The organism is Streptomyces sp. AC512_CC834 (genome assembly GCF_019049325.1).
Classification (GTDB): domain Bacteria; phylum Actinomycetota; class Actinomycetes; order Streptomycetales; family Streptomycetaceae; genus Streptomyces.
This window is the reverse complement of record NZ_JAGMUO010000034.1, coordinates 305,398-329,027: the sequence shown is the minus strand read 5'-3', so window position 1 is coordinate 329,027 and position 23,630 is coordinate 305,398. Positions and strand designations below refer to the sequence as shown.

The following is a 23,630-nucleotide window of genomic DNA, read 5'->3' as shown; positions in this document are numbered from 1 at the left end:
AGCGGGGAGTCCATCACTTGGAGCGCGCTCGATGTCAAGCGCCGACCTCGTCAGGCACCGGCCTCAGACCGGCCGCAGCGCCGTGTAGACGGTGTGCGCCACGAGTACGAACACGTCCTGGCGGCGGTGCACGCTCGCCTCGTCCGCGGGGTCGAGCAGCCGGTCGAGGGTGGTGAGGTCGTCGGCGTCGAGGCTCTCGCCGATCCGCTCGCGCAGCATGGACAGGGACGTGACGACGTAGTCACGGGCCGCGTCGGACAGCGGCGCGGGCAGGTCGAGCAGGAAGCTGCGGGTGCCGGTGTGCTTGAGTCCTGCGGCCGTCAGCATCGCGGGCCAGTCCTCGGTCTCGGCCACGGAGTCCGGCAGGTCCGCGCGCATCTCCGCGAACATGTCCTCCTCCACGGCGCGGATCCTGGCCTGGAGCCCGGGCCGCCCGATCCCGATGTCGCGGGGCAGGAAGCGGGCGGGCAGTCCGCCCTCCAGGATCGCCAGCGTGCCGCCGGGTGCGAGGTGCCCGCCGAGGGCGGCGAGGGCAGCGCGCTGGTCGCCGAGGTGGTGCAGGCTCTGGCTGGCCCACATCAGGTCGGCCGGGTACTCCAGCTCGGCCAGCGCGCCGGGCAGGTCGCCGGTGAGGGTGCCGAAGCGGTCGCCGAACCCGAGCCGGGCGGCACGGGCGCCGGCCCGCTCGAGGAGCGGTCCGGCACCGTCGGCGGCGACGACGCGGGCGCCGGGGAAGGTGTCGGCGAACAGACAGGAGACGACGCCGGGTCCGCTGCCGACGTCGACGACCAGGCCGGGGTCGGTCACCTCCCGGGCCAGCCAGCTCATGGCCTGCCGGTACAACGGCGTGTACAGCTCGGCCTGCGCCTCCAGCAGCGGGGCCATCTCGGCCCAGTCGATGTCGCCGTGGTCGTGTCCACGTCCGTGGCCCTGTTCGTGGGCGGGGCCGTGCGTGTCGTGGTGATCGTGGTCGTGCGCCATGCTGGTCAGCCTCCCGTTCGCGGTGCCGCCAGGGTGCGACGACTCACCGCGCCGGTGCAACCGATGTTGCCGCTCCCGCAAAAGGCGGTGGGCGGCCACCGGGGCCCGGCCCGCAAGGACCGGACCCCGACGGCTCACCCGCGCGGTCCGCGCGGGAACCCGCTCACGACAGGGGCGGGTAGGCGTTCTTCATCAACTCCTGGAACTGCGCGGAGAACCAGGCCCCGGAGATCGGGGCGTCGGGCAGGGCGCCCGACATGTTGTTGCCGTTGCGCTCGTTGCCCGTGTAGGTGGGGTCGCACATCCGGTCGAATCCCTTGCCGTCCGGGTTGTCGATCAGCTTGCTGGAGCCGTCGGACTCGCCCGGGGGCTTCATCCACACGTACGCGTCGATCCCGGCGGCGGGGCTGGCCTGCGGCCGTTCACCGAGGCCGGCTCCGGACTGGTTGCACCAGTTGCCGAGGTGGATGCGGCGGTCGTAGCGCCCGCCGTCCACGTAGGTGTTCACGTCGGTCGTCGCGCCCGGTCCGGTGGGCCGGTCGGCGCCGCCCCAGCCGTTGCGGGAGGTGTCGATCAGCATGCCGAGGTCCGTGTCGAAGCCGATGGAGACCAGCTCGTCGCGCATGGCCTGGGCGTAGGACAGTTCGTCGGTGTACTGGTTCCAGTCGACCCAGTTGGACTGGCGCACGGAGGTCCCGTTCACCGAGTCCGTGATCTTGAAGTTCTCCTCCTTCAGGGCGCTGTAGTTGGCGGTGTTGACGATGAAGCCGTGCACGTCGTCGACGGTCGCCCCCTCGGTGGTGGCGGCGGACTTGAACATCTCCGCGGAGGGGCCGAAGTTGCTGTCCCAGCCGAGCCAGCCGTGGTGACCGGCGTCGACGTAGTTGTAGACGTTGCCGATGTCGCCGAGCTTGTTCAGGGCGTAGCCGACGCCCTTCTGGTAGTTGCCGTTGGCCTTCATCACGTCGCAGTTCTCCGTGGCGGTCGGCCGCCCGGAGACGTTGGTGATCAGGTTGGGCAGCGAGTCGATCTCGACCGTGGTGACCACCCGGAGGTCCGCGTACTTCGAGTCGGCGAGGATCTCGGTGATCGGGTCGATGTACTCGGTCTTGTACCGGTCGATCTCTGTGGGGCCCAGCTCGCCGTTGGAGGCGAGGGCGGCACAGTCGCGTCCCGGCAGGTTGTAGATGACGAGCTGGATCACCATCTCGCCGGAGCCCTTCTGCTCCAGCGCGGCGTCCAGGTGGTCGCGCAGGCCCATGCCGCCGTTCGCGCCCTCGATGGCGGCGATCCGGTCGAGCCACACACCGGTCGGCTCGTCGGCGATGCGGTCACCGCCGGGCTCGGCGGCGGCGTTGGCGGACCACTCGGGGTTCACGTAGACCTGGGCGCCGTCGTAGGGGTTGTCCACCCGGTCGGACGGACCGGTGGGGTCGGTCGGATCGGTCGGGTCCGTCGGATCGGTCGGGTCCGTCGGATCGGTGGGGCCGCCGTCGACGTTGCAGGTCACGCCGTTGAGGGTGAACGTGGCCGGGATCGCGTTGCTGCCGCTGTAGGTGGCCTGGAAGCCGAAGCTCGCGGAACCGCCCGTGGACAGCGTGCCGTTGTAGGACTCGTTGGCCACGGTGACGGCGGCACCGCTCTGACTGACCTTGGCGTTCCAGCCATTGGTGACCTGCTGGCTGCCGGCGTACGTCCACCCCAGCGACCAACTGGTCGTGGCTGCACCGTTGTTGGTGACGGACACGGCGGCGGTGAAGCCGCTTCCCCAGTCGTTCTGCACCTTGTAGTCGACGGTGCAGGCGGCGGCCGCGGCTCCGGCGCTCGCGGAGTGGGCGGTCAGGGCCGTGCCCGAGGCACCGGCGACCAGCGTCAGGGCAGCGAGCATCGCGGTTCTGGTACGGGTCATGAGTGCGGGTTCCTTCTTTCGTGGGGGTGCTGCGGGTGCGGTCGTCCCGGGCCGCGCGCGTCCATCGGCGCGGCCCGCTGCCGATCGGCATGGGGGTGCCGTCGTGATCGGAGGTCAGGAACGGCCCACGGGCAGGCTGGAAGCGCCCGGGGGAGGTACGAGCCGGCACACCGGCCGACGACGCGTCGGACAGGCCGCGGCTGCGGCCGCGGCTAAAAGTCCTGAACGCGGAAGGTGGAACGGGGGGTGGCACATGAGCGACTCCTTGCAGTTCGGGCGCGCCGTGACGGACGCGTCGACTGGTGGAACCGCTCCCACTGGTGCAGCGAAGGTAGCGCCAAGTGACGGCAAAGAACAGGGGAGTTACTGACTTTCTCTCAGCCGGAACCGTCGAATCTTTTCGACTCTTCACACATCTTGACCGCCCTGGGCGCTCTCTCCACTATGGGAGCGCTCCCACTGGTTCAAAGCTTGTCGCTCCTCCCCCACTCCCCCTCCCCGAGCCGCAAGGAGGAACCAGCACATGCACTCCGGACACAGACGCAGACGCCGCACCGCGCGGCGACTGTGGACCGCCGCGCTGGCGGCCCTCGCACTACCCCTCACGATGCTGGGCACAGGTTCAACTCCGGCTCAGGCGGCCGCACTTCAGTGCGGCGTGGACTACAAGACCAACGACTGGGGCACCGGCTTCACCGCGGAGCTGACGCTGACCAACCAGGGCTCCGACGCCATCGACGGCTGGACGCTGACGTATTCCTACGCGGGCGACCAGAAGCTGGCCAACGGCTGGAGCGGGACCTGGTCCCAGTCCGGCCGGAACGTCACCGTGAAGAGTGCCTCGTACAACGCGCGGATCGCCGCCGGGGCCGCCGTCTCCACCGGCGGGCAGTTCACGTACAGCGGCAGCAACGCGGCGCCGACCGACTTCGCGGTCAACGGCACCTCCTGCACGGGCGCGCACCAGCCACCGATCACCGTGCTGACCAGCCCGGAGGCGGGCGCCGTGTACTCACAGGGCGAGGCCGTGCCACTGGCGGCCACGGCTGCCGCGGCGGACGGGGCCACCGTCAGCAAGGTGGAGTTCTACGACGACGCCACTCTGCTGGGCACCGACACCAGTTCGCCCTACGCGTACTCCACCTCCGGCTTGACCGTGGGCAGTCATTCCCTGGTGGCGAAGGCGTACGACAGCATGGGCGCCTCCGCGGACTCGACGCCGGTCGGCGTCACGGTCGCCTCGGGACCGACCGTGGTCGCCTCACCCGGCCAACTTGGCGTCCAGCAGGGCGAGTCGGGAACGTACGAGGTCAAGCTCTCGAAGCAGCCGGCCGCGGACGTGAGCGTCACGACGTCCCGTGCGAGCGGCAACACCGGCCTGTCCGTCACGGGCGGGGCGAGCCTCACCTTCACCCCGTCGAACTGGGACACCGCCCAGGAGGTGACCGTCTCCGCGGACGCCTCGGGCAACGGCTCGGCGGTCTTCGAGTCGACGGCCCCCGGCCACGGCAAGGCCGCGGTGACCGTGACCCAGCTCGCCGCCGCGAAGGACTACGACGCCCGCTTCCTGGAGCTGTACGGCAAGATCACCGACCCGGCGAGCGGCTACTTCTCGCCCGAGGGCATCCCGTACCACTCGGTCGAGACACTGATCGTCGAGGCGCCGGACCACGGGCACGAGACCACCTCCGAGGCGTACAGCTACCTGCTGTGGCTCCAGGCCATGTACGGCAAGGTGACCGGCGACTGGGACAGGTTCAACAACGCCTGGGAGATCATGGAGACGTACATGATCCCCACCCACGCCGACCAGCCGACCAACTCGGCGTACAACGCCTCGAAGCCGGCGACCTACGCACCCGAGCTGGACACGCCGAACGAGTACCCGGCGCCCCTGGACGGCACGGTCTCCGTCGGCGCGGACCCGATCGCCGACGAGCTGAAGGCGGCGTACGGCACGGACGACGTCTACGGCATGCACTGGCTCCAGGACGTCGACAACACCTACGGCTACGGCAACTCGCCCGGCAACTGCGAGGCGGGCCCCTCGGACACCGGCCCGTCGTACATCAACACCTTCCAGCGCGGCGCGCAGGAGTCGGTGTGGGAGACGGTGCCGCAGCCGACCTGCGACGCGTTCAAGTACGGCGGCGAGAACGGCTATCTGGACCTGTTCACCGGTGACGCCTCCTACGCCGAGCAGTGGAAGTTCACCAACGCCCCGGACGCCGACGCACGAGCCGTGCAGGCCGCGTACTGGGCGGACATCTGGGCCGGGGAGCAGGGCAAGGCCGACGAGATCTCCGCGACCCTGGACAAGGCCGCGAAGATGGGCGACTACCTGCGCTACGCCATGTTCGACAAGTACTTCAAGAAGATCGGCGACTGTGTCGGTCCGTCGAGCTGCCCGGCCGGCACCGGCAAGGACTCCTCGCACTACCTGCTGTCCTGGTACTACGCCTGGGGCGGCGCGGTGGACACCTCGGCGGGCTGGGCCTGGCGCATCGGCTCCAGCCACACCCACGGCGGCTACCAGAACCCGCTGGCCGCGTACGCGCTGAGCACCGATGCCGACCTGAGGCCCAAATCGGCGACCGGCGCGTCCGACTGGGCCAAGTCCCTCGACCGGCAGGTGGAGTTCTACCGCTGGCTCCAGGCCGACGAAGGTGCCATCGCGGGCGGCGCGACCAACAGTTGGGCGGGCCGGTACGCGACACCACCGGCCGGTACGCCGACGTTCTACGGCATGTACTACGACGAGCAGCCGGTGTACCACGACCCGCCGTCCAACCAGTGGTTCGGCTTCCAGGCGTGGTCCATGGAACGCGTCGCCGAGTACTACCAGCAGAGCGGTGACGCCGACGCCAAGGCGGTCCTGGACAAGTGGGTCGACTGGGCGCTGTCGGAGACGACGGTCAACCCGGACGGCACCTTCCGGATCCCGTCGACGCTCGAGTGGTCGGGGCAGCCCGACACCTGGAACGCCTCGTCCCCGGGTGACAACGGCGACCTGCACGTCACGGTCGCCGACTACACCAACGACGTCGGTGTCGCGGCGGCGTACGCCAAGACCCTGACGTACTACGCCGACCGCTCGGGCGACACGGAGGCGGCCTCGACGGCCAAGGCGCTGCTCGACGGCATGTGGAAGAACAACCAGGACGCGCTCGGCATCGCCGTCCCGGAGACCCGCGCCGACTACAACCGCTTCGACGACCCGATCTACGTCCCGAGCGGCTGGAGCGGCACCATGCCGAACGGCGACACGATCGACGCGTCGTCGACCTTCGCCTCGATCCGCTCCTTCTACCAGGACGACCCGGCGTGGTCGAAGATCGAGGACTACCTCGCGGGCGGTGCCGCGCCCACGTTCACGTACCACCGGTTCTGGGCCCAGGCGGACATCGCCCTGGCCATGGGGTCGTACGCGGAGCTGCTCGAATAGTCCCCGCGAAGCGCTCCGCGGGTTTGGCGGTTGTTTTCGGCTGCGGGCCGTGTGTGGCTGGTCGCGCAGTTCCCCGCGCCCCTTCGGGGCGCGGGGTAGCCACCGTTCCTCTCCCCGGTAGCGCTTGGCGGCTCCGTGTGCTCGGTCTTGTCACCGGACGACGAGACCACCTGACCGGGCGGTCCCGACCACGCCGGGGCCGTCCGGTCCTCGCATGTGTTGTGCTCCTGACGGAAGGACGGTTCCCCACCGTGCGAAGAACCCGGATCCTCACCGTGCTGCTGGCCCTCGCGGCCGGCCTGCTCGCGGGCAGTCCGCCCACCGCGCTGGCGGCCGGCACGCCGAAGGCCGCCGTCGCCGCCGCCGACAGCTACACCTGGAAGAACGCCCGCATCGACGGGGGCGGCTTCGTCCCCGGCATCGTGTTCAACCGCGCCGAGAAGGACCTGGCGTACGCCCGCACCGACATCGGCGGCGCCTACCGCTGGCAGGAGTCGTCCCACACCTGGACGCCGCTGCTCGACCATGTCGGCTGGGACGACTGGGGCCACACGGGCGTGGTGAGCATCGCCTCCGACTCCGTGGACCCCGACCGGGTGTACGCCGCGGTCGGCACGTACACCAACGACTGGGACCCGACGAACGGCGCGGTGCTGCGCTCCGCCGACCGGGGCGCGAGCTGGGAGCGGACGGACCTGCCGTTCAAGCTGGGCGGCAACATGCCGGGCCGCGGCATGGGCGAGCGTCTGGCCGTCGACCCGCACGACAACGACGTGCTGTACCTGGGCGCGCCCAGCGGGCACGGCCTGTGGCGGTCCACCGACGCGGGCGTCACCTGGTCCGAGGTGACGGCCTTCCCCAACCCGGGGAACTACGCGCAGGACCCGAGCGACACGTCCGGCTACGCCTCCGACAACCAGGGCATCACCTGGGTCACCTTCGACGAGTCGACGGGCGGCGGCGCGGGCACGGCGACGCAGACGATCTACGTCGGGGTCGCCGACAAGGAGAACGCCGTCTACCGCTCGACGGACGCGGGCGCGACGTGGGAGCGGCTCGCCGGTCAGCCCACGGGGTACCTGGCCCACAAGGGCGTGCTGGACGCCGAGAACGGCTACCTGTACCTCGCCTACAGCGACACGGGCGGCCCGTACGACGGCGGCAAGGGCAGGCTGTACCGGTACGCGACGGCGACGGGGACGTGGACGGACATCAGCCCGGTCGCGGAGGCCGACACCTACTTCGGCTTCAGCGGCCTGACCGTCGACCGGCAGCATCCGGGGACGGTGATGGCGACCGCGTACAGCTCGTGGTGGCCGGACACGCAGATCTTCCGTTCGACGGACAGCGGCGGCACGTGGACGCAGGCGTGGAGCTACACGTCGTATCCGAACCGCGAGAACCGCTACACCATGGACGTCTCCTCGTCCCCGTGGCTGACCTGGGGCGCGCATCCGACACCGCCGGAGCAGACGCCGAAGCTGGGCTGGATGACGGAGGCGCTGGAGATCGACCCGTTCGACTCCGACCGGATGATGTATGGGACGGGCGCCACGATCTACGGCACGGAGAACCTCACGAACTGGGACGACGAGGGCGGCACGTTCGCCATCGAACCCATGGTGCGCGGCCTGGAGGAGACGGCCGTGAACGACCTGGCCTCACCCCCCTCGGGCGCCCCGCTGCTCAGCGCGCTGGGTGACATCGGCGGCTTCAGGCACACGAGCCTGACCGAGGTGCCGTCGATGATGTACACCTCGCCGAACTTCACCTCCACCACGAGCCTGGACTTCGCGGAGACGAACCCGGACACGGTGGTCAGGGCCGGCAACCTCGACTCGGGCCCGCACATCGCGTTCTCCACCGACAACGGCGCCAACTGGTTCGGCGGCACCGACCCGTCGGGGGTGAGCGGCGGCGGTACGGTCGCGGCGGGCGCGGACGGCGGGCGCTTCGTGTGGAGTCCGGAGGGCGCGGGCGTGCAGTACACGACGGGCTTCGGCACGTCCTGGCAGGCGTCGACCGGCATCCCGGCGGGCGCGGTCGTCGAGTCCGACCGCGTGGACCCCGCCACCTTCTACGGCTTCAAGTCCGGGAAGTTCTACGTCAGCACGGACGGCGGCGCGACCTTCACCGCCTCGGCGGCGACCGGCCTGCCCGCCGGGGACAGCGTCCGCTTCAAGGCGCTGCCCGGTGCCGAGGGCGACGTCTGGCTGGCCGGCGGGGCGGCGGATGGCCCGTACGGCCTGTGGCACTCGACGGACGGCGGCGCGACCTTCGCGAAGCTGCCGAACGTCGACGCGGCCGACACCGTCGGCTTCGGGAAGGCCGCTCCGGACGCCTCCTACCAGACCCTCTACACCAGCGCGGAGATCGGCGGCGTCCGCGGCATCTTCCGCTCCACCGACAAGGGGGCGACCTGGACGCGCGTCAACGACGACGCCCACCAGTGGGGCTGGACCGGCGCCGCCATCACCGGTGACCCGCGCGTGTACGGCCGGGTGTACGTCGCCACCAACGGCCGAGGGGTCATCTACGGCGACACGGCGGGCGGCGGAGACGGAGACGGAGACGACGGCACCGACCCGGGCCCTGGACCCGACCCGACGCCCACCGGCGCCTGCGAGGTCACCTACACGGTCACGAACCAGTGGTCCGGCGGCTTCCAGGCGGACGTCCGGCTCACCAACACCGGCACGTCGGCCTGGAACGGCTGGTTGCTCGACTGGTCGTTCGCCGGCGACCAGCGGGTGACCCAGATGTGGAACGCGGAACACACCCAGTCCGGCACGTCGGTGACGGCGAGGAACGTCGCCTGGAACAAGGGTGTCGCCCCCGGCGCCTCGGTGAGCTTCGGCTTCACCGGCGACTGGTCGGGGGCGAACGCCGAACCGGCCTCGTTCACGCTGGGCGAGGGGAGCTGCGCGGTCGGCTGAGCCGAGGGTGGGGCGTGCACCGGCGGGTGCACGCCCCACTCTTGTTCACGGCGTGTAGACCGTCGGCCTCGGTGCGGTGGCCATGCCGCCGCCGATGAAGAAGCTCGGGTGCGGAGGCTGGTTGTAAGCCGTATTTTGCCACGCCAGAGCCGTGCGGTACTGGGTGTCGTGGAGGAGGGTCGTGATGCGGGTGTCGGTGTCGTACGGGGTGGAGTAGATGCGCAGGGCCGTGTTGTCGGACGTGCGCCAGACGACCTCCTCGCGCCAGTCGCCGAGGATGTCACCGGCCAGGACCGGCGTGGCCTTCGTGCCGTTGTTGGAGGCGACTCCGGAGCCGGTGAGCAGGCGGGTGTCGCCGGAGGTGCCGTACTTGTCGATGTGCGTGCCGTCGAGGAGTTCGCGGACGGGGTCGCCGTCCCACCAGGACAGGAAGTTGGTGCTGGAGGGCTTGCGGCTGTTGACGACGGTTCCCTTCGGGTTGCGGATGCCGCTCTCGGCGGACGACCAGGACTCGGCGCCCGCGCTGCCCGACCAGATGTCGCCGGAGACGCCGCGGCCGTTGTCGCCGCTCGCGCCGGTGGACCAGATGATCTGGCCGGTGCGCGCGTCCGCCATCCAGGACGAGGGCTTGGAGCCGTCCTCGTCGACCTTGAACTCCTCCAGGCCCGCGCGTGAGGGGTCGAGGTCGCCGACGTGCATGGCGTCGCCGTGGCCGTTCCTCGTGGTCCACAGGGCGTAGCCGTTGTCGTCGACCGCCATCGCGCCGTAGACGATCTCGTCCTTGCCGTCGCCGTCGACGTCCGCGACGGAGAGCTGGTGGTTGCCCTGGCCGTCGTATCCCTTGCCGCTGTTGGTGGAGGAGTTGGTGTCGAAGGTCCAGCGGCGGGTGAACCGGCCGTCCCGCCAGTCCCAGGCGGCGATCACGGAGCGGGTGTAGTAGCCGCGCGCCATGATCACGGAGGGTCGGGAGCCGTCCAGGTACGCCGTGCCCGCGAGGAAGCGGTCGACGCGGTTGCCGTAGGAGTCGCCCCAGGAGGAGACCGAGCCGCGCGCGGGGACGTAGTCGACGGTGCCCATGGCCCTGCCGGTCCGGCCGTTGAACATCGTCAGGTACTCGGGTCCCGACAGGACGTACCCGGAGGAGTTGCGGTAGTCCGCGGAGGAGCTGCCGATCACCGCGCCGGTGCCGTCCTTGGTGCCGTCGGCGGTCTTCATGGCGACCTCGGCCTCGCCGTCGCCGTCGTAGTCGTACACCTGGAACTGCGTGTAGTGGGCGCCGGAGCGGATGTTGCGGCCCAGGTCGACGCGCCACAGCCGGGTGCCGTCGAGCTTGATGCCGTCGACGATCGTGTTGCCGGTGTACCCGGACTGGGAGTTGTCCTTGGCGTTGGTCGGCTGCCACTTGAGGACGATGTCGAGCGCGCCGTCGCCGTCGAGGTCGCCGACGGAGGCGTCGTTGGCCTCGTAGGTGTAGGAGACGCCGTCGGGGGTCGTGCCGCCGGAGGGCGGGCTGATCGGCACGTCCTTGTAGCCGGCCCGGAACTGGATGGCGTGGACCGAGTCGCCCTGCTCGGTGCCGTTCACGACCGCGCGGACGGTGTAGTCGGCGTGGGAGGGGGCGCCGGAGTGGAAGTAGGTGGTGGAGCCGGTGACCGGGCTGGAGTTGACCTTGGTGCCCGCCCGGTAGACGTTGAAGGAGACGTTGTCGGGGTCGGTGCCCAGCCAGCGCCAGCTCACCAGGTTGCCGTCGCCGGTGTGGACGCTGACCACGCCCCGGTCGAGGGCCTCGACCTGCCGCGCGGTGGCAGCCTCGGCGGTGTCGGGGGCCAGCGTCGTCAGACCCGCGCCGACGAGCCCGGCCGCGGCGAGGGCGGCGGCCAGGGCGAGCGGGCGTCTGCGCTGCGTGTGGGGGCGGGTGCGGGGGTTGGTGTGGGGGTGGCTCACGGGACGGACCTCCTGAAGGACGGACGGGTTCCGCCTCTCAGTCGCCGCCCGGGGCGGCCGGGTTGCCGTATCTCTCGACCAGTTGCGCCGCGGTACGGGCGAACCTCGTCCGCAGTCCGGCGGGCTCCACCACCTCGATTCCGGCGCCGAGGCGCAGGAACCCGCCATGGGCGTGGTCCATGGACTCGACGGGGACCGTCGCGCGGGTCCAACCGTCTGGGTCGGCACGTCCGTTCGCCCGTACCGCCTCCCCCGCCGGGCCGGTGAGCGTCACGCCGGGGGCGAGCCGGACGACCGCCCGGTCCCGGTGCAGCCGGCCGTGGAAGTCGCGCTGGTACGCCGCCCAGTACACGGCGAGGTCGAAGCCGGCGGGGCGGGTGAAGTCCGTGCCCGCCGAGGTGAGGCCGGACCAGTCCGTACGGTTCCACACGGCGTCGGCGACCGTCGGCAGGTACGGCGTCTCGTCCGGGTCCGCGTACCAGCCGGGGGCGTCGAGGTGGAAGCGGTCGCTGATCCGGTCGGCCGCGCGTACCTTGAGCTGGGCGGCGGCCAGGACCCCGCCCAGGCCCGGCTCGGCGGCGGGGCCGGGGACGCCGGCCAGGAAGAGGGTCTCGGCCTCGGCCGCGGTGAGGCCGGTCAGGCGGGTGCGGTAGCCGTCGAGGAGCCGGTAGCCGCCCGCGTGGGAACCGGACGGCACGCCTCCGGCGACCTTCGTCGTGCTGCGTCGGGGCGGCGACGAGGGCGCCTACGGAGCTGCCGCCGATCCTGCACGAGCGATCCTGCACGAGCGCGACGCCTGGGTGCGGCACCTGCCGGCCCCCGAGACCGCCGATGAGACCGGGAGGAGTTCTCCGGCGCCTACGGCTTCGCGAACGCCCTGAGCGTGAACACCGGGTCGGGCCGGGGCCGGTCCTGGTCCGGCAGGGCGGCGAGCCGGGTGGCGAAGTCCTCCGCGAGCGGCTCGCCCGGCGGCAGCGTGACGAACCAGCCGCGCCGCAGGTCCGCGACGGTGCGGCGGGGGCTGCGGCCCTGGCCGTGACCGGTGAAGCGGGCCCGCCCCACCGGGGTCAGACCGTGCTCACGGGCGTACGACTCGACGAGGTGGGCGGCGTCATGGGCGGTGCTGGGCGGGCGGGTGGCGAGCACGGCGTCGATGTCGCTGCCGACGTTGTGCGAGGCACCCTTGTCCACCGTGGTCACGTACACACCGCCGGGCCGCAGGACGCGGGCGCACTCGCCGACGATCGCCCGCACGTTGACGGCGCCGCCGGCGAGGTGCAGCAGCCACACGCTGGTGACGGCGTCGAACTCCCCGTCGCCGAAGGGCAGTCGGCGACTGTCGGCGCGCACGACGGCTCCGGGCAGCCGGGCCGAGGCGCGCCGGACCATGGCGGAGGCGAGGTCGGCGCCGGTGACGCGCAGGCCCTCCCGTCCGGCGGCGAGCCGCCGGGTGACGATGCCGGTGCCGCAGGCCACGTCCAACAGGCTGCGGGCCTGCCCGGGCACCAGGCTCAGCACGGCCTCCGCGGCGGCCGCGGCGCGGGGCTCGCCGCCGCGGGAGGCGTCGTACCGTTCGGCTTCCTTGTCGTAGTCGAGCACACCGTCAGTGTGCCCCGTGGGCGGCGGCCAGGTCCTCCACCCTGCGGGCGAGCTCGACGTCCTTCTCGGTGACGGCGCCGCCCCCGCTGTGGGTGTGCACGGCGAGGGCGACCGTGTTGTAGCCGAGGGTCAGGTCGGAGTGGTGGTCGAGCTCCTCCTGCACCTGGGCGACGTGGACGACCATCGCGGTCGCCGCGAAGTGCGAGCCGAGCCGGTAGGAGCGGGTGAGGCGGCCGGCGTCGAGGGACCAGCCGGGCAGCCCGGCCAGCCGCTCCTCGATCTCCTGCCGCGACAGCGGTTCGACGGGCATGTGCTGCGCTCCCTTCCTCCCTCGGGTGGGCACCCGGGCACCCGGGCGCCCCTCACTTGTCTCCTCAGACTGCCACAGCGCGGCCGCCGGAGCCCTGGTCACCGGCGCCGGGCCGGGCCCCGGCCCGGGACGCCGTCGGCTACCGTTCGGAGCATGACCGCACTCACGTCCGGTACCGCCCCCACCGTCCAGGGCGTGGGCCCGCTGCTGCGGGCCTGGCGTGAGCGGCGTCGGGTCAGCCAGCTCGAGCTGGCGCTGCGCGCCGACTCCTCCGCCCGGCACATCAGCTTCGTCGAGACGGGCCGCTCCCGGCCGAGCGAGGAGATGGTGCTGCGCCTCGCCGAGCACCTGGACGTCCCCGTACGGGAGCGCAACGCGCTGCTGCTCGCGGCCGGTTACGCCCCGCACTACCCCGAGACCCCGCTGGACGATCCCGCCCTGGGCGCGCTGCGCGAGGGAATGGAGCGGCTGATCCGGGGCTACGAGCCGTATCCGGCGCTGGTCGTCGACGCGACGTACCAGGTGCTGGCGGCCAACCGGGGGATCGTGATGCTGATGGACGGCGTCGCGGAGCATCTGCTCGCGCCGCCGCTCAACGCGATACGGCTGACGCTGCACCCGGAGGGTCTGGCGCCGCGCATCCGCAACCTGCGCGAGTGGCGCGGGCACCTGCTGGAGCAGATGGGGCGGCAGATCGCCCTGCACCGCTCGCAGCCGCTGCGGGAGCTGTACGACGAGGTGGCGGCCTATCCCGTGCCGGACCCCGCGCCGGACACGGCACCGGACACCGCGCCGGGCGGGGAGCCGGACGAGCCGGTGCCGTACTTCGCGCTGCCGATGCGGATCGAGCACGAGGGCCACGTCCTGTCGTTCATCTCGTCCATCTCCACCTTCAACACCCCGATGGACGTGACGGTCGCCGAGCTGGCCATCGAGACACTGCTCCCGGCCGACCCGGCGACGGTCAAGTACCTTCACACGCTGCTTCCCTGACGCTGCCTGAGGGCCGCGTACTGCAACAGGGCGAATCCCGTGACGACGAAGGCCTGGAGCACCGTCCACACCGCGCCGGCCGTGGTGGGCGTGAGCCAGAGGGCCAGCGCGACGAGGCTGACGGCCGCCCAGGCGAGATTGGCCTCGACCACGGCCCGTACGGCGAGCGCCGGAGGCACGGGACGTGCGGCCAGCAGGCCCACGCACCCGGCGTACACCGCGAGGAACGCGCCGAGGCCCAGGAGCAGCCCGGAGCCGGCGCCGAGGTAGCGCCCGAGCGGGCCGGAGAGTGCGAGGTAGGCGAGTGCGTTGGCGCCGGTCACCGCCGCGTCGAGGGCGAGGAAGCGGCGCAGCATCAGCGGCGGTTCGGCCGTACGGGCGAGCGTGGCAAGCTGGTGCGTGGACATGACGAGTCACCCTCCGTCGGATCGGACATGGTGTGGTGGTGGGCCGGGTCCCGGGCCGGAGTGCGCCGGACCGGAACCCGTTGGCTCCACGATCCCGCCCCGCACGGGCGCGGTCGATTACCCGGCGGGTAATGCGTCCGGCCGGCGAATGATCCACGAACACCCCTGTGAGACTGACAGAGGAACATGACAGACTGCGGTGTGACTTGGGCGCGTTGGGGAGGCGTGGCGTGAGCGAGCGGCGGGCCGCACCCACCGTGGGCCAGGTGGTCCTCGGCAGACGGCTTCAGGAACTGCGGGAGACGGCGGGCCTCCGGCGCGAGGAGGCCGCCAAGGTGCTCCGGGTGGCCCCGGCGACCGTGCGGCGCATGGAGACGGCCGAGGTCTCGCTGAAGATTCCGTACGTCCAGATACTGCTGACGACGTACGGGGTCGCCTCGGACGAGGTCTCGGCGTTCGTCGCGCTCGCCGAGGAGGCCAACCAGCCGGGCTGGTGGCAGCGCTACCACGACGTGCTTCCGGACTGGTTCAGCATGTATGTGAGCCTGGAGGGCGCCGCGCGGATCGTCCGTTCCTACGAGCCGCACTTCGTCCCGGGGCTGCTGCAGACCGAGGACTACGCGCGTTCGGTCCTGGAGGCCGGGACGATCGGCAACGCGGGCGCGGACGCGGTGGAGCGGCACGTGTCGCTGCGCATGGAGCGGCAGCGGCTGCTGGAGCGCCCGGATCCGCCCCACCTGTGGGTGGTGATGGACGAGACGGTGCTGCGGCGCCCGGTGAGCATCCACGGCCGGGTGATGCGCGAGCAGCTCGACAAGCTGCTGGAGTTCGCGACCCGGGACCGGGTGACGCTTCAGGTCGCCGAGTTCGAGGACGGGCCGCACCCCGGGACGTACGCGCCGTTCACCCTGTTCCGGTTCGCGGAGCCGGAGCTGCCCGACATGGTCTTCACCGAGTACCTGACGGGCGCCCTGTACCTGGACTCCCGGACCGAGGTCTCCGCGCACCTGGAGGTCCTGGACCACATGACGGCGCGTGCCGCGTCGACCCAGCGCACCGAGAAGATCCTGCGCGAGTACCGCGAGAACTTCTGACCGCGACGACCTGAAGACCTGACGACCCGCCCCCCGACCCGCCACCACCGAGGCCCGAGGAGACCACACCGCATGACCGGATCCGACCCCGCCGCCACCCCTGCCACCCCCGTCACCCCCGTCACTCCCATCGACACCAGCAGGCCGCATCCGGCCCGGGTCTACGACTGGTGGCTGGGCGGCAAGGACAACTATCCGGTGGACGAGGAGCTGGCCCGCAAGATCCTCGCCGCGGACGGCACCGCGGTGCGCGGGGCGCGCGCCAACCGCCGGTTCATGCAGCGGGCGGTCCGTACCCTCGCCGAGGCCGGGATCCGCCAGTTCCTGGACATCGGCACCGGCATCCCCACCGAGCCGAACCTGCACCAGGTGGCCCAGGCGGTGGCCCCCGAGTCGCGGGTCGTCTACGCCGACAACGACCCGATCGTCCTCAGGCACGCGGAGGCGCTGCTGCACGGCTCGGCGCAGGGCTCCACCGAGTACGTCCACGCGGACGTCCGCGACCCGGAGCTGATCCTGCGGCTGGCGGGCGAGTCCCTGGACTTCGACCGGCCGGTCGCCCTGTCGCTGGTGGCGCTGACGCACTACCTGGGCGACGCGGCCGACGGCGACGACGTGCACGGCCTGCTCAAGCGGTACGCCGACGCGCTCGCACCCGGCAGTCACCTGGTCCTCTCGCAGGTCACGCCCGACCTGAACCCCGAGGCGGTGGGCAAGGCCGCCGGGCTCTTCGCGCGCAGCGGCACACCGTTCCACCCGCGCTCCCTCACCGAGTTCGCGCGTTTCTTCGACGGCCTGGAACTGCTGGGCCCCGGCGTCATCCCGGTCACCGGGTGGCGGCCGGACCCGGAGGACGTGGCGGCCCAGACGGAGGGCATCGTGCCGGTGTACGCGGGGGTGGCCCGCAAGCCCTGACCCGGACACCGCGCGGTGCGCCCTGACCCGTACGGGCGCCGCGAACGGGTGCGCTCCCGCCCCCGCCCCTAGGTTCGAAAGCCAGGGCCCGGGCGAGCAAGGGAGCGCACGTGACCGAAACGCGGACACCGCCCACCGAACCGGGCGCGGCGCTGCTGCGCGCGGGACGGTTCTTCCGGCCGGGCACCGCCGCACCCGACCTGCACAGCATCGGACTGGTCGGCGGCCGGGAGGCGGACGCCTTCTACCGGGACCGCTGGAGCCACGACAAGGTCGTGACCTCCACGCACGGGGTGAACTGCACCGGCTCGTGCCGCTGGAACGTGTACGTCAAGGACGGCATCATCACCTGGGAGACCCAGGCCACGGACTATCCGTCGGTCGGCCCGGACCGCCCCGAGTACGAGCCGCGCGGCTGCCCCCGGGGTGCGGCGTTCTCCTGGTACACGTACTCGCCGACGCGGGTGCGCTACCCGTACGTACGCGGGGTGCTCCTGGAGCTGTACCGGGAGGCGAAGGCGCGGCTGTCGGACCCGGTGCTGGCCTGGGCCGACATCCAGGGCGACCCCGAGCGCCGGCGGCGCTACCAGCGGGCGCGCGGCAAGGGCGGTCTGGTCCGGGCGAGCTGGGACGAGGCGGTCGAGATGGTCGCCGCCGCGCACGTGCACACGATCCGCACCCAGGGGCCCGACCGCATCGCGGGCTTCTCCCCCATCCCCGCGATGTCGATGGTGTCGCACGCGGCGGGCGCCCGCTTCCACTCGCTGATCGGCGCCCCGATGCTGTCGTTCTACGACTGGTACGCCGACCTGCCCGTGGCGTCCCCGCAGGTCTTCGGCGATCAGACGGACGTGCCGGAGTCGGGCGACTGGTGGGACGCGGCGTATCTGATCATGTGGGGTTCGAACGTCCCGGTGACCCGTACGCCGGACGCGCACTGGATGGCGGAGGCCCGCTACCGGGGCCAGAAGGTGGTCGTGGTCTCGCCGGACTACGCCGACAACACCAAGTTCGCCGACCAGTGGCTGCACCCGCACCCGGGCACGGACGCCGCGCTGGCCCTCGCCATGGGGCACGTGGTGCTCAAGGAGTTCTTCGTCGACCGCGCCACCCCGTTCTTCGACGACTACGTGCGGCGCTTCACCGACCTGCCGTTCCTGGTGACGCTGACCGAGCGGGACGGGGCGTACGTCCCGGCGAAGTTCCTGCGCGCCGCCGACCTGGGGCAGGCGGGTGGCGACGCGGCCTGGAAGACGGTCGTACTGGACGAGGCGACGGGCCGGGCGGTCGTCCCGAACGGCTCGCTGGGCTTTCGCTGGAACGAGGCCGACCAGGGCAGGTGGAACCTCGACCTGGGTGACGTACGGCCCCTGCTGAGCCTGCACGGCCACGAGATGGCGTCGGGCGTGGAGGTGCTGCTGCCCCGCTTCGACACCGAGGGCGGCACGCACGGACAGGGGCGTGGGGACGTACTCCGGCGGGGTGTCCCGGCGACGCGGCTCGGCGGGGCGACCGGGCCGCTGGTGACGACGGTCTTCGACCTGCTTCTCGCGCAGTACGGCGTGGCGCGGCCCGGGGTGCCGGGCGACTGGCCGGCGTCGTACGAGGACGCGGACACGCCCGGCACCCCGGCCTGGCAGGAGGCGCACACCTCGGTGCCGGCGGCGGCCTGTGTGCGGATCGCCCGGGAGTTCGCGCGGACCGCCGAGCGGTCCAAGGGACGCTGCATGATCCTCATGGGCGCCGGCACCAACCACTGGTTCCACTCCGAGACGATCTACCGGACCTTCCTCGCCCTGCTCCAGCTCACCGGCTGCCAGGGCCGCAACGGCGGCGGCTGGGCGCACTACGTGGGCCAGGAGAAGTGCCGTCCGGTGACCGGCTGGGCGACGCTGGCCGCCGCGTCGGACTGGTCGCGTCCACCGCGCCAGGCGATCGGCACCGGGTACTGGTACCTGAACACCGACCAGTGGCGCTACGACCGGTTCCGTGCCGATGTGCTGTCCTCCCCACTGGGCGAGGGGCAACTGTCCGGGATGACGGGCGCGGACTGTCTCGCGCTGTCGGCGCGCACGGGGTGGATGCCCTCGTATCCGACCTTCGACCGCAACCCGCTGGAGCTGGGCGGGGCGTTCGGCGACCCGGTGGCGAACGCGGTGGCCGAACTGCGTTCGGGAACGCTGAAGTTCGCGTGCGAGGACCCGGACGCGCCGGAGAACTGGCCGCGGATCGTGACCCTGTGGCGGGCCAACCTGCTCGGCTCGTCGGGCAAGGGCGCCGAGTACTTCACCAAGCACCTGCTGGGCACGCAGTCCTCGCTGCGCGCCGAGGAGGCCGCTCCGGAGCAGCGCCCGCGGGACGTGGTGTGGCACGAGGAGGCGCCCGAGGGGAAGCTCGACCTGCTGCTGTCGCTGGACTTCCGGCACACCTCGTCCACGCTGCTGTCCGACGTGGTGCTGCCCGCCGCGACCTGGTACGAGAAGCACGACCTGTCCAGCACGGACATGCACCCCTACGTGCACGCCTTCTCCCCGGCCGTGAGCCCGCCGTGGCAGACGCGCACCGACTTCGACACGTTCAAGGTGCTGGCGGAGAAGCTGAGCGAGCTGGCCGAGGATCATCTCGGGGTGCGCAGGGACCTGGTGGCGGCGCCGCTCCAGCACGACACACCGGGCGAGATCGCGCAGCCGGGCGGGGTCGTACGGGACTGGCGGGACGGGGAGTGCGAGCCGGAGCCCGGGAAGACCATGCCGGACCTCGTCGTCGTGGAGCGCGACTACACGGCGATCGGCGCGAAGTTCGCCGCGCTGGGTCCGCTGGTGGAGGCCAAGGGGCTGCCCGCCAAGGGCATCACCCTGAGGCCGGACGAGGAGGTGACGCGGCTGCGGGACCTGAACGGCCGGGTGCGCGGCGGTCCGGCCGACGGGCGCCCGGCGATGGACACGGCGGTGAAGGCGGCCAACACCATCCTGACCCTGTCCGGCACCACCAACGGGCGGCTGGCCACGCAGGGCTTCCACACCCTGGAGGCGAAGACCGGGCAGGAGATGGCCCACCTCGCCGCGGAGCACGAGGGCAAGCGGATCACCTACGCGGACACCCAGGCGGCGCCCGTGCCGGTGATCACCTCGCCGGAGTGGTCGGGCAGCGAGGCGGGCGGGCGGCGCTACACGGCGTTCACGCTCAACACCGAGCACCTCAAGCCCTGGCACACCCTCACCGGCCGCCAGCACTTCTTCCTCGACCACGACTGGATGCACGAGCTGGGCGAGGCACTGCCCGTGTACCGGCCGCCGCTGGACATGAACCGGCTGTTCGGGGAGCCGCAGCTCGGGCCCGACGGGCACCGCGAGGTGACGGTCCGCTACCTCACCCCGCACAACAAGTGGTCCATCCACTCCGAGTACCAGGACAACCTGTTCATGCTGGCGCTGTCCCGGGGCGGCCAGTGCATCTGGATGTCGACGCAGGACGCGGACGCCATCGGGGTCGCCGACGACGACTGGATCGAGGCGGTCAACCGCAACGGCGTCGTCGTGGCCCGCGCGATCGTCTCGCACCGCATGCCGCCCGGCACGGTCTACATGCACCACGCGCAGGAACGCACGGTCAACGTACCGCTGGCGGAGGCGTCCGGAAAGCGCGGCGGCGTCCACAACTCACTCACCCGCCTGCTCCTCAAACCGACCCATCTCATCGGCGGCTACGCCCAGTTGTCCTGGGCCTTCAACTACCTGGGCCCGACCGGGAACCAGCGTGACGAGGTGACGGTCATCCGGCGCCGCTCTCAGGAGGTCGAGTACTGATGCGTCCGATGGCCCAGGTCGCCATGGTCATGAACCTCGACAAGTGCATCGGCTGCCACACCTGCTCGGTCACCTGCAAGCAGGCGTGGACCAACCGGCGGGGCATGGAGTACGTCTGGTTCAACAACGTCGAGACCCGCCCCGGACAGGGCTACCCCCGCCGCTACGAGGACCAGGAGAAGTGGCGGGGCGGCTGGGAGCTGAACCGGCGGGGCGCGCTGAAGCTGAAGGCGGGCGGCCGGTTCAAGAAGCTCGCCGGGATCTTCTCCAACCCGAGGCTCCCGGAGATCAAGGACTACTACGAGCCCTGGACGTACGACTACAAGAACCTCACCGACGCCCCGCTCGGCTCCGACTACCCCGTCGCCCGGCCGATCTCGCAGCTCGACGGCAAGCCCATGAAGATCGGCTGGTCCTCGAACTGGGACGACGACCTCGGCGGCGCCCCCGCCTACGGCGACCTCGACCCGATGGTGGAACGGACGCGTCAACAGGCCTCGGACAAGGTGCGGTTCGCCTACGAAGAGACCTTCATGTTCTATCTGCCGCGCATCTGCGAGCACTGCCTGAACCCGTCGTGCGTGGCGTCCTGCCCGTCCGGGGCGATGTACAAGCGCTCGGAGGACGGCATCGTCCTGGTCGACCAGGACCGCTGCCGGGGCTGGCGGATGTGCGTGACCGGATGCCCGTACAAGAAGGTGTACTTCAACCACCGCACCGGCAAGGCCGAGAAGTGCACCTTCTGCTATCCGCGCATCGAGGCGGGCCAGCCCACGGTCTGCTCGGAGACCTGCGTCGGACGTCTCAGATACCTGGGGGTGGTCCTCTACGACGCCGACAAGGTGACCGAGGCCGCCGAGACACCGAACGAACATGACCTGTACGAGGCACAGTTGGGTGTCTTCCTCGACCCGGAGGACCCTGAGGTGCGGCGGGCCGCAGAGGCGGCGGGGATCCCGTTCGACTGGATCGAGGCGGCCCGGCGCTCCCCCGTGCACACGCTGGTCAGCAAGTACCGCGTCGCGCTGCCCCTGCATCCGGAGTACCGGACGATGCCGATGGTCTGGTACATCCCGCCGCTGTCTCCGGTCGTGGACGCGCTGACGGAGACCGGGCACGACGGCGAGGACGCGGACAACCTCTTCGGCGCGATCGACACGCTGCGCATTCCGCTGGAGTACCTGGCCGAGTTGTTCACGGCCGGCGACACCGGACCGGTCCGCGCGTCGCTGGAGAAACTCGCGGCGATGCGCGCCCACATGCGGTCGGTCAACCTCGGCGAGGACCCCGACCCGGCCGTCTGCGCGGGCGTCGGCATGCGCCCCGAGGAGGTCGAGGAGATGTACCGGCTGCTGGCGATCGCCAAGTACGAGGAGCGGTACGTGATCCCGACGGCGGCCGTCGGGGACGCGCACCAACTGGAGGCCTCCGCGCTGCCGGACACATGCAGCCTGGACACCGACGGCGGGCCCGGCATGGGCGGCGACGGCCCCTTCGGCCAGGACTCGGGACGCAAGAAGCTGCCGCTGGTGCCGGTGGAGAACTTCCACATCCTGCGCAGGCGGCAGACCGCGGACGACGAGAGGGAGGTCTGATCCGATGCCCGGCTTCGAGGTGCTGTACCAGGCGGCGGCGCTCTGTCTGACGTATCCCGACGACGACTTCCGCGCCCGGCTGCCGCTGCTGCGCGAGGCCGCGCCACAACTGCGCCCCTTCACCGACCACGCGGCGGCGACCGAACAGGGTGAACTCCAGGCGCACTACGTGGAGGTCTTCGACTTCAAGAACCGGCACAGCCTGTACCTGAGCTGGTGGACCGACGGCGACACCCGCAACCGCGGCATGTCGCTGGTCCGCTTCAAGGAGCTGTACCGCGCCCACGGGCTGGAGTTCACCGGCGAGGAACTGCCCGACTTCCTTCCGGCGGTGCTGGAGTTCGTCTCCCGCACCGGGGACATCGGCATGCTCACCGAGCACCGCGCCGCCCTGGACCAGTTGCGCTCCCGGCTCACCGCCTTCGGCACGCCCTACGCGTGCGTCCTGGACGCGGTGTGCGCCACGCTGCCGCCCGCACCCACCGGAGCCCGCCGATGAACGTCTTCCTGTGGGGTGTCCTGCCCTACGCCGCCTTCGCGCTGCTGATCGCCGGCCTGTTCTGGCGGCACCGCTACGACCGCTTCGGCTGGACGACCCGCTCCTCGCAGGTCTACGAGTCGAAGCTGCTGAACATCGCCTCGCCGGTCTTCCACTACGGCATCCTCTTCGTGCTCGCCGGGCACCTGATCGGGCTGTTCGTCCCGGCGTCCTGGACGGAGTCGATCGGCGTCAGCGAGCACACGTACCATCTGTTCTCGCTGTACGGCGGCACCCTGGCCGGGGTCCTCGCGGTCGCCGGGATCGGGATGCTGGTCTACCGGCGCCGCACCAAGGCACCGGTCTTCCGCGCCACCACGGGCAACGACAAGGTCATGTACGTCTTCCTGGTCGGCGCGATCGTCCTGGGCATGGTCGCCAAACTCTCCGACACCTCCGGCAACGGCTACGACTACCGCAGCACCATCGCGCCGTGGTCCCGCAGCCTGTTCACCCTGAACCCGAAGACGGACCTGATGGCGGGCGTGCCGCTGCTGTACCACGTGCACGCGGTGGTCGGGATGGTGCTGATCGCGCTGGTGCCCTACACGCGTCTGGTGCACATGTTCAGCGCGCCGTTGCAGTACCTGACCCGGCCCTACGTGGTGTACCGGTCGCGCGACCCCAGGCAACTGGGGCCGCGCCCGGACCGGCCGGGCTGGGAGCGCGCGGGCTCCTAGCCGTGTGCTGGGCGGTACACCTAGGCCAGCTTCGCCGACAGGGTGATGGTGGTGCCGGTCAGGGCCTGGCTGACCGGGCAGTTCTTCTTGGCGTCCTCGGCGGCGGCGACGAACGCGTCGTTGTCGAGGCCCGGGACGGCGCCTTCCACGGTGAGGTGGATGCCGGTGATGCCCTCACCGGGCTGGAAGGTGACGTCGGCGGAGGTGGTGAGCCTGGTGGGCGGGGTGCCGGCACCGGCCAGGCCGTTCGACAGCGCCATGGAGAAGCAGCTCGAGTGGGCGGCGGCGATCAGCTCTTCCGGGCTGGTCTTCCCGTTGGCCTTCTCGGCGCGCGAGGGCCAGGACACCGGCTGCTCGCCGATGCCGGACGAGTCGAAGGTGACGACACCGTTGCCCTCGAGCAGGTTGCCTTCCCAGACGGTGTGTGCGGAGCGCGTGGTTGCCACGGCGGGTCCTCTCGAATTCGCTTGCTGTACTG

The 23,630-nt window shown here is 71.3% G+C and carries 17 protein-coding genes; 9 read left to right on the top strand and 8 right to left on the bottom strand.

Features of this window, described 5'->3' with window-relative positions:
• Positions 1–63 precede the first annotated feature (63 nt).
• Both KUM40_RS14690 and KUM40_RS14685 read right to left on the bottom strand, forming a co-directional pair.
• Positions 64–981, bottom strand: a complete 918-nt coding sequence (locus tag KUM40_RS14690; protein WP_217166369.1) for a trans-aconitate 2-methyltransferase — start codon at positions 979–981, stop codon at positions 64–66.
• Between the two features lie 163 nt (positions 982–1,144).
• Positions 1,145–2,890 carry a cellulose 1,4-beta-cellobiosidase gene (locus tag KUM40_RS14685; protein WP_217166368.1) on the bottom strand — a complete coding sequence of 582 codons (1,746 nt, stop codon included), beginning with the start codon at positions 2,888–2,890 and terminating at the stop codon, positions 1,145–1,147.
• A 523-nt stretch (positions 2,891–3,413) separates the two neighbouring features.
• Here KUM40_RS14685 and KUM40_RS14680 point away from each other — a divergent pair.
• Together KUM40_RS14680 and KUM40_RS14675 are read left to right on the top strand one after the other, a co-directional pair.
• Entirely contained in the window at positions 3,414–6,335 is a 2,922-nt protein-coding gene (locus tag KUM40_RS14680; RefSeq protein ID WP_217166367.1) for a glycoside hydrolase family 48 protein, read from the top strand.
• A gap of 251 nt (positions 6,336–6,586) precedes the next feature.
• Positions 6,587–9,271 (top strand): cellulose binding domain-containing protein, encoded by a 2,685-nt coding sequence (locus tag KUM40_RS14675; protein WP_217166366.1) that lies wholly within the window; start codon positions 6,587–6,589, stop codon positions 9,269–9,271.
• 45 nt (positions 9,272–9,316) lie between these two features.
• On the opposite strand, the gene KUM40_RS14670 is transcribed toward KUM40_RS14675, so the two are convergent.
• The 4 genes from KUM40_RS14670 to KUM40_RS14655 form a co-directional block, all read right to left on the bottom strand.
• The gene (locus KUM40_RS14670) at positions 9,317–11,215 is read right to left on the bottom strand and encodes a rhamnogalacturonan lyase (protein WP_308401143.1); all 1,899 of its coding nucleotides are present in this window, start codon (positions 11,213–11,215) and stop codon (positions 9,317–9,319) included.
• Between the two features lie 37 nt (positions 11,216–11,252).
• Positions 11,253–11,912, bottom strand: coding sequence for a YafY family protein (locus KUM40_RS14665; protein WP_217166365.1), 660 nt, complete (start codon positions 11,910–11,912; stop codon positions 11,253–11,255).
• 161 nt (positions 11,913–12,073) lie between these two features.
• A complete protein-coding gene (locus tag KUM40_RS14660; RefSeq protein WP_217166364.1) occupies positions 12,074–12,814 on the bottom strand; it encodes a class I SAM-dependent methyltransferase in 741 nt (246 codons plus the stop codon).
• Between the two features lie 4 nt (positions 12,815–12,818).
• The gene (locus KUM40_RS14655; RefSeq protein ID WP_217166363.1) at positions 12,819–13,124 is read right to left on the bottom strand and encodes a 4a-hydroxytetrahydrobiopterin dehydratase; all 306 of its coding nucleotides are present in this window, start codon (positions 13,122–13,124) and stop codon (positions 12,819–12,821) included.
• 153 nt (positions 13,125–13,277) lie between these two features.
• On the opposite strand from KUM40_RS14655, the gene KUM40_RS14650 reads away from it, so the two are divergent.
• The gene (locus KUM40_RS14650; protein WP_217166362.1) at positions 13,278–14,117 is read left to right on the top strand and encodes a helix-turn-helix domain-containing protein; all 840 of its coding nucleotides are present in this window, start codon (positions 13,278–13,280) and stop codon (positions 14,115–14,117) included.
• Here KUM40_RS14650 and KUM40_RS14645 read toward each other — a convergent pair.
• Positions 14,099–14,524 (bottom strand): hypothetical protein, encoded by a 426-nt coding sequence (locus tag KUM40_RS14645; RefSeq protein WP_217166361.1) that lies wholly within the window; start codon positions 14,522–14,524, stop codon positions 14,099–14,101. The genes KUM40_RS14650 and KUM40_RS14645 overlap by 19 nt on opposite strands.
• A 230-nt stretch (positions 14,525–14,754) precedes the next feature.
• Between KUM40_RS14645 and KUM40_RS14640 the strand changes: the two genes are divergently transcribed.
• The 6 genes from KUM40_RS14640 to narI all read left to right on the top strand — a co-directional run bounded on the left by KUM40_RS14640 (position 14,755) and on the right by narI (position 23,152).
• Positions 14,755–15,618 (top strand): helix-turn-helix transcriptional regulator, encoded by an 864-nt coding sequence (locus tag KUM40_RS14640; RefSeq protein ID WP_217166360.1) that lies wholly within the window; start codon positions 14,755–14,757, stop codon positions 15,616–15,618.
• A 72-nt stretch (positions 15,619–15,690) separates the two neighbouring features.
• Entirely contained in the window at positions 15,691–16,533 is an 843-nt protein-coding gene (locus KUM40_RS14635) for an SAM-dependent methyltransferase (RefSeq protein ID WP_217166359.1), read from the top strand.
• Between the two features lie 110 nt (positions 16,534–16,643).
• Positions 16,644–20,339, top strand: a complete 3,696-nt coding sequence (locus tag KUM40_RS14630; protein WP_217166358.1) for a nitrate reductase subunit alpha — start codon at positions 16,644–16,646, stop codon at positions 20,337–20,339.
• On the top strand, positions 20,339–21,934 hold the full coding sequence (narH, locus tag KUM40_RS14625; protein ID WP_217166357.1) for a nitrate reductase subunit beta: 1,596 nt from the start codon (positions 20,339–20,341) through the stop codon (positions 21,932–21,934). Before KUM40_RS14630 ends, narH begins: the two co-directional genes overlap by 1 nt.
• A gap of 4 nt (positions 21,935–21,938) precedes the next feature.
• Positions 21,939–22,433: a nitrate reductase molybdenum cofactor assembly chaperone gene (gene narJ / locus KUM40_RS14620; RefSeq protein ID WP_217166356.1), complete on the top strand. Its 495-nt coding sequence runs from the start codon at positions 21,939–21,941 to the stop codon at positions 22,431–22,433.
• Complete coding sequence (gene narI / locus KUM40_RS14615; protein WP_217166355.1) at positions 22,430–23,152, top strand: respiratory nitrate reductase subunit gamma; 723 nt, start codon at positions 22,430–22,432, stop codon at positions 23,150–23,152. The genes narJ and narI overlap by 4 nt, the downstream gene beginning before the upstream one ends.
• Positions 23,153–23,172: 20 nt before the next feature.
• On the opposite strand, the gene KUM40_RS14610 is transcribed toward narI, so the two are convergent.
• Entirely contained in the window at positions 23,173–23,598 is a 426-nt protein-coding gene (locus KUM40_RS14610; protein WP_217166354.1) for an OsmC family protein, read from the bottom strand.
• Positions 23,599–23,630: the final 32 nt, after the last annotated feature.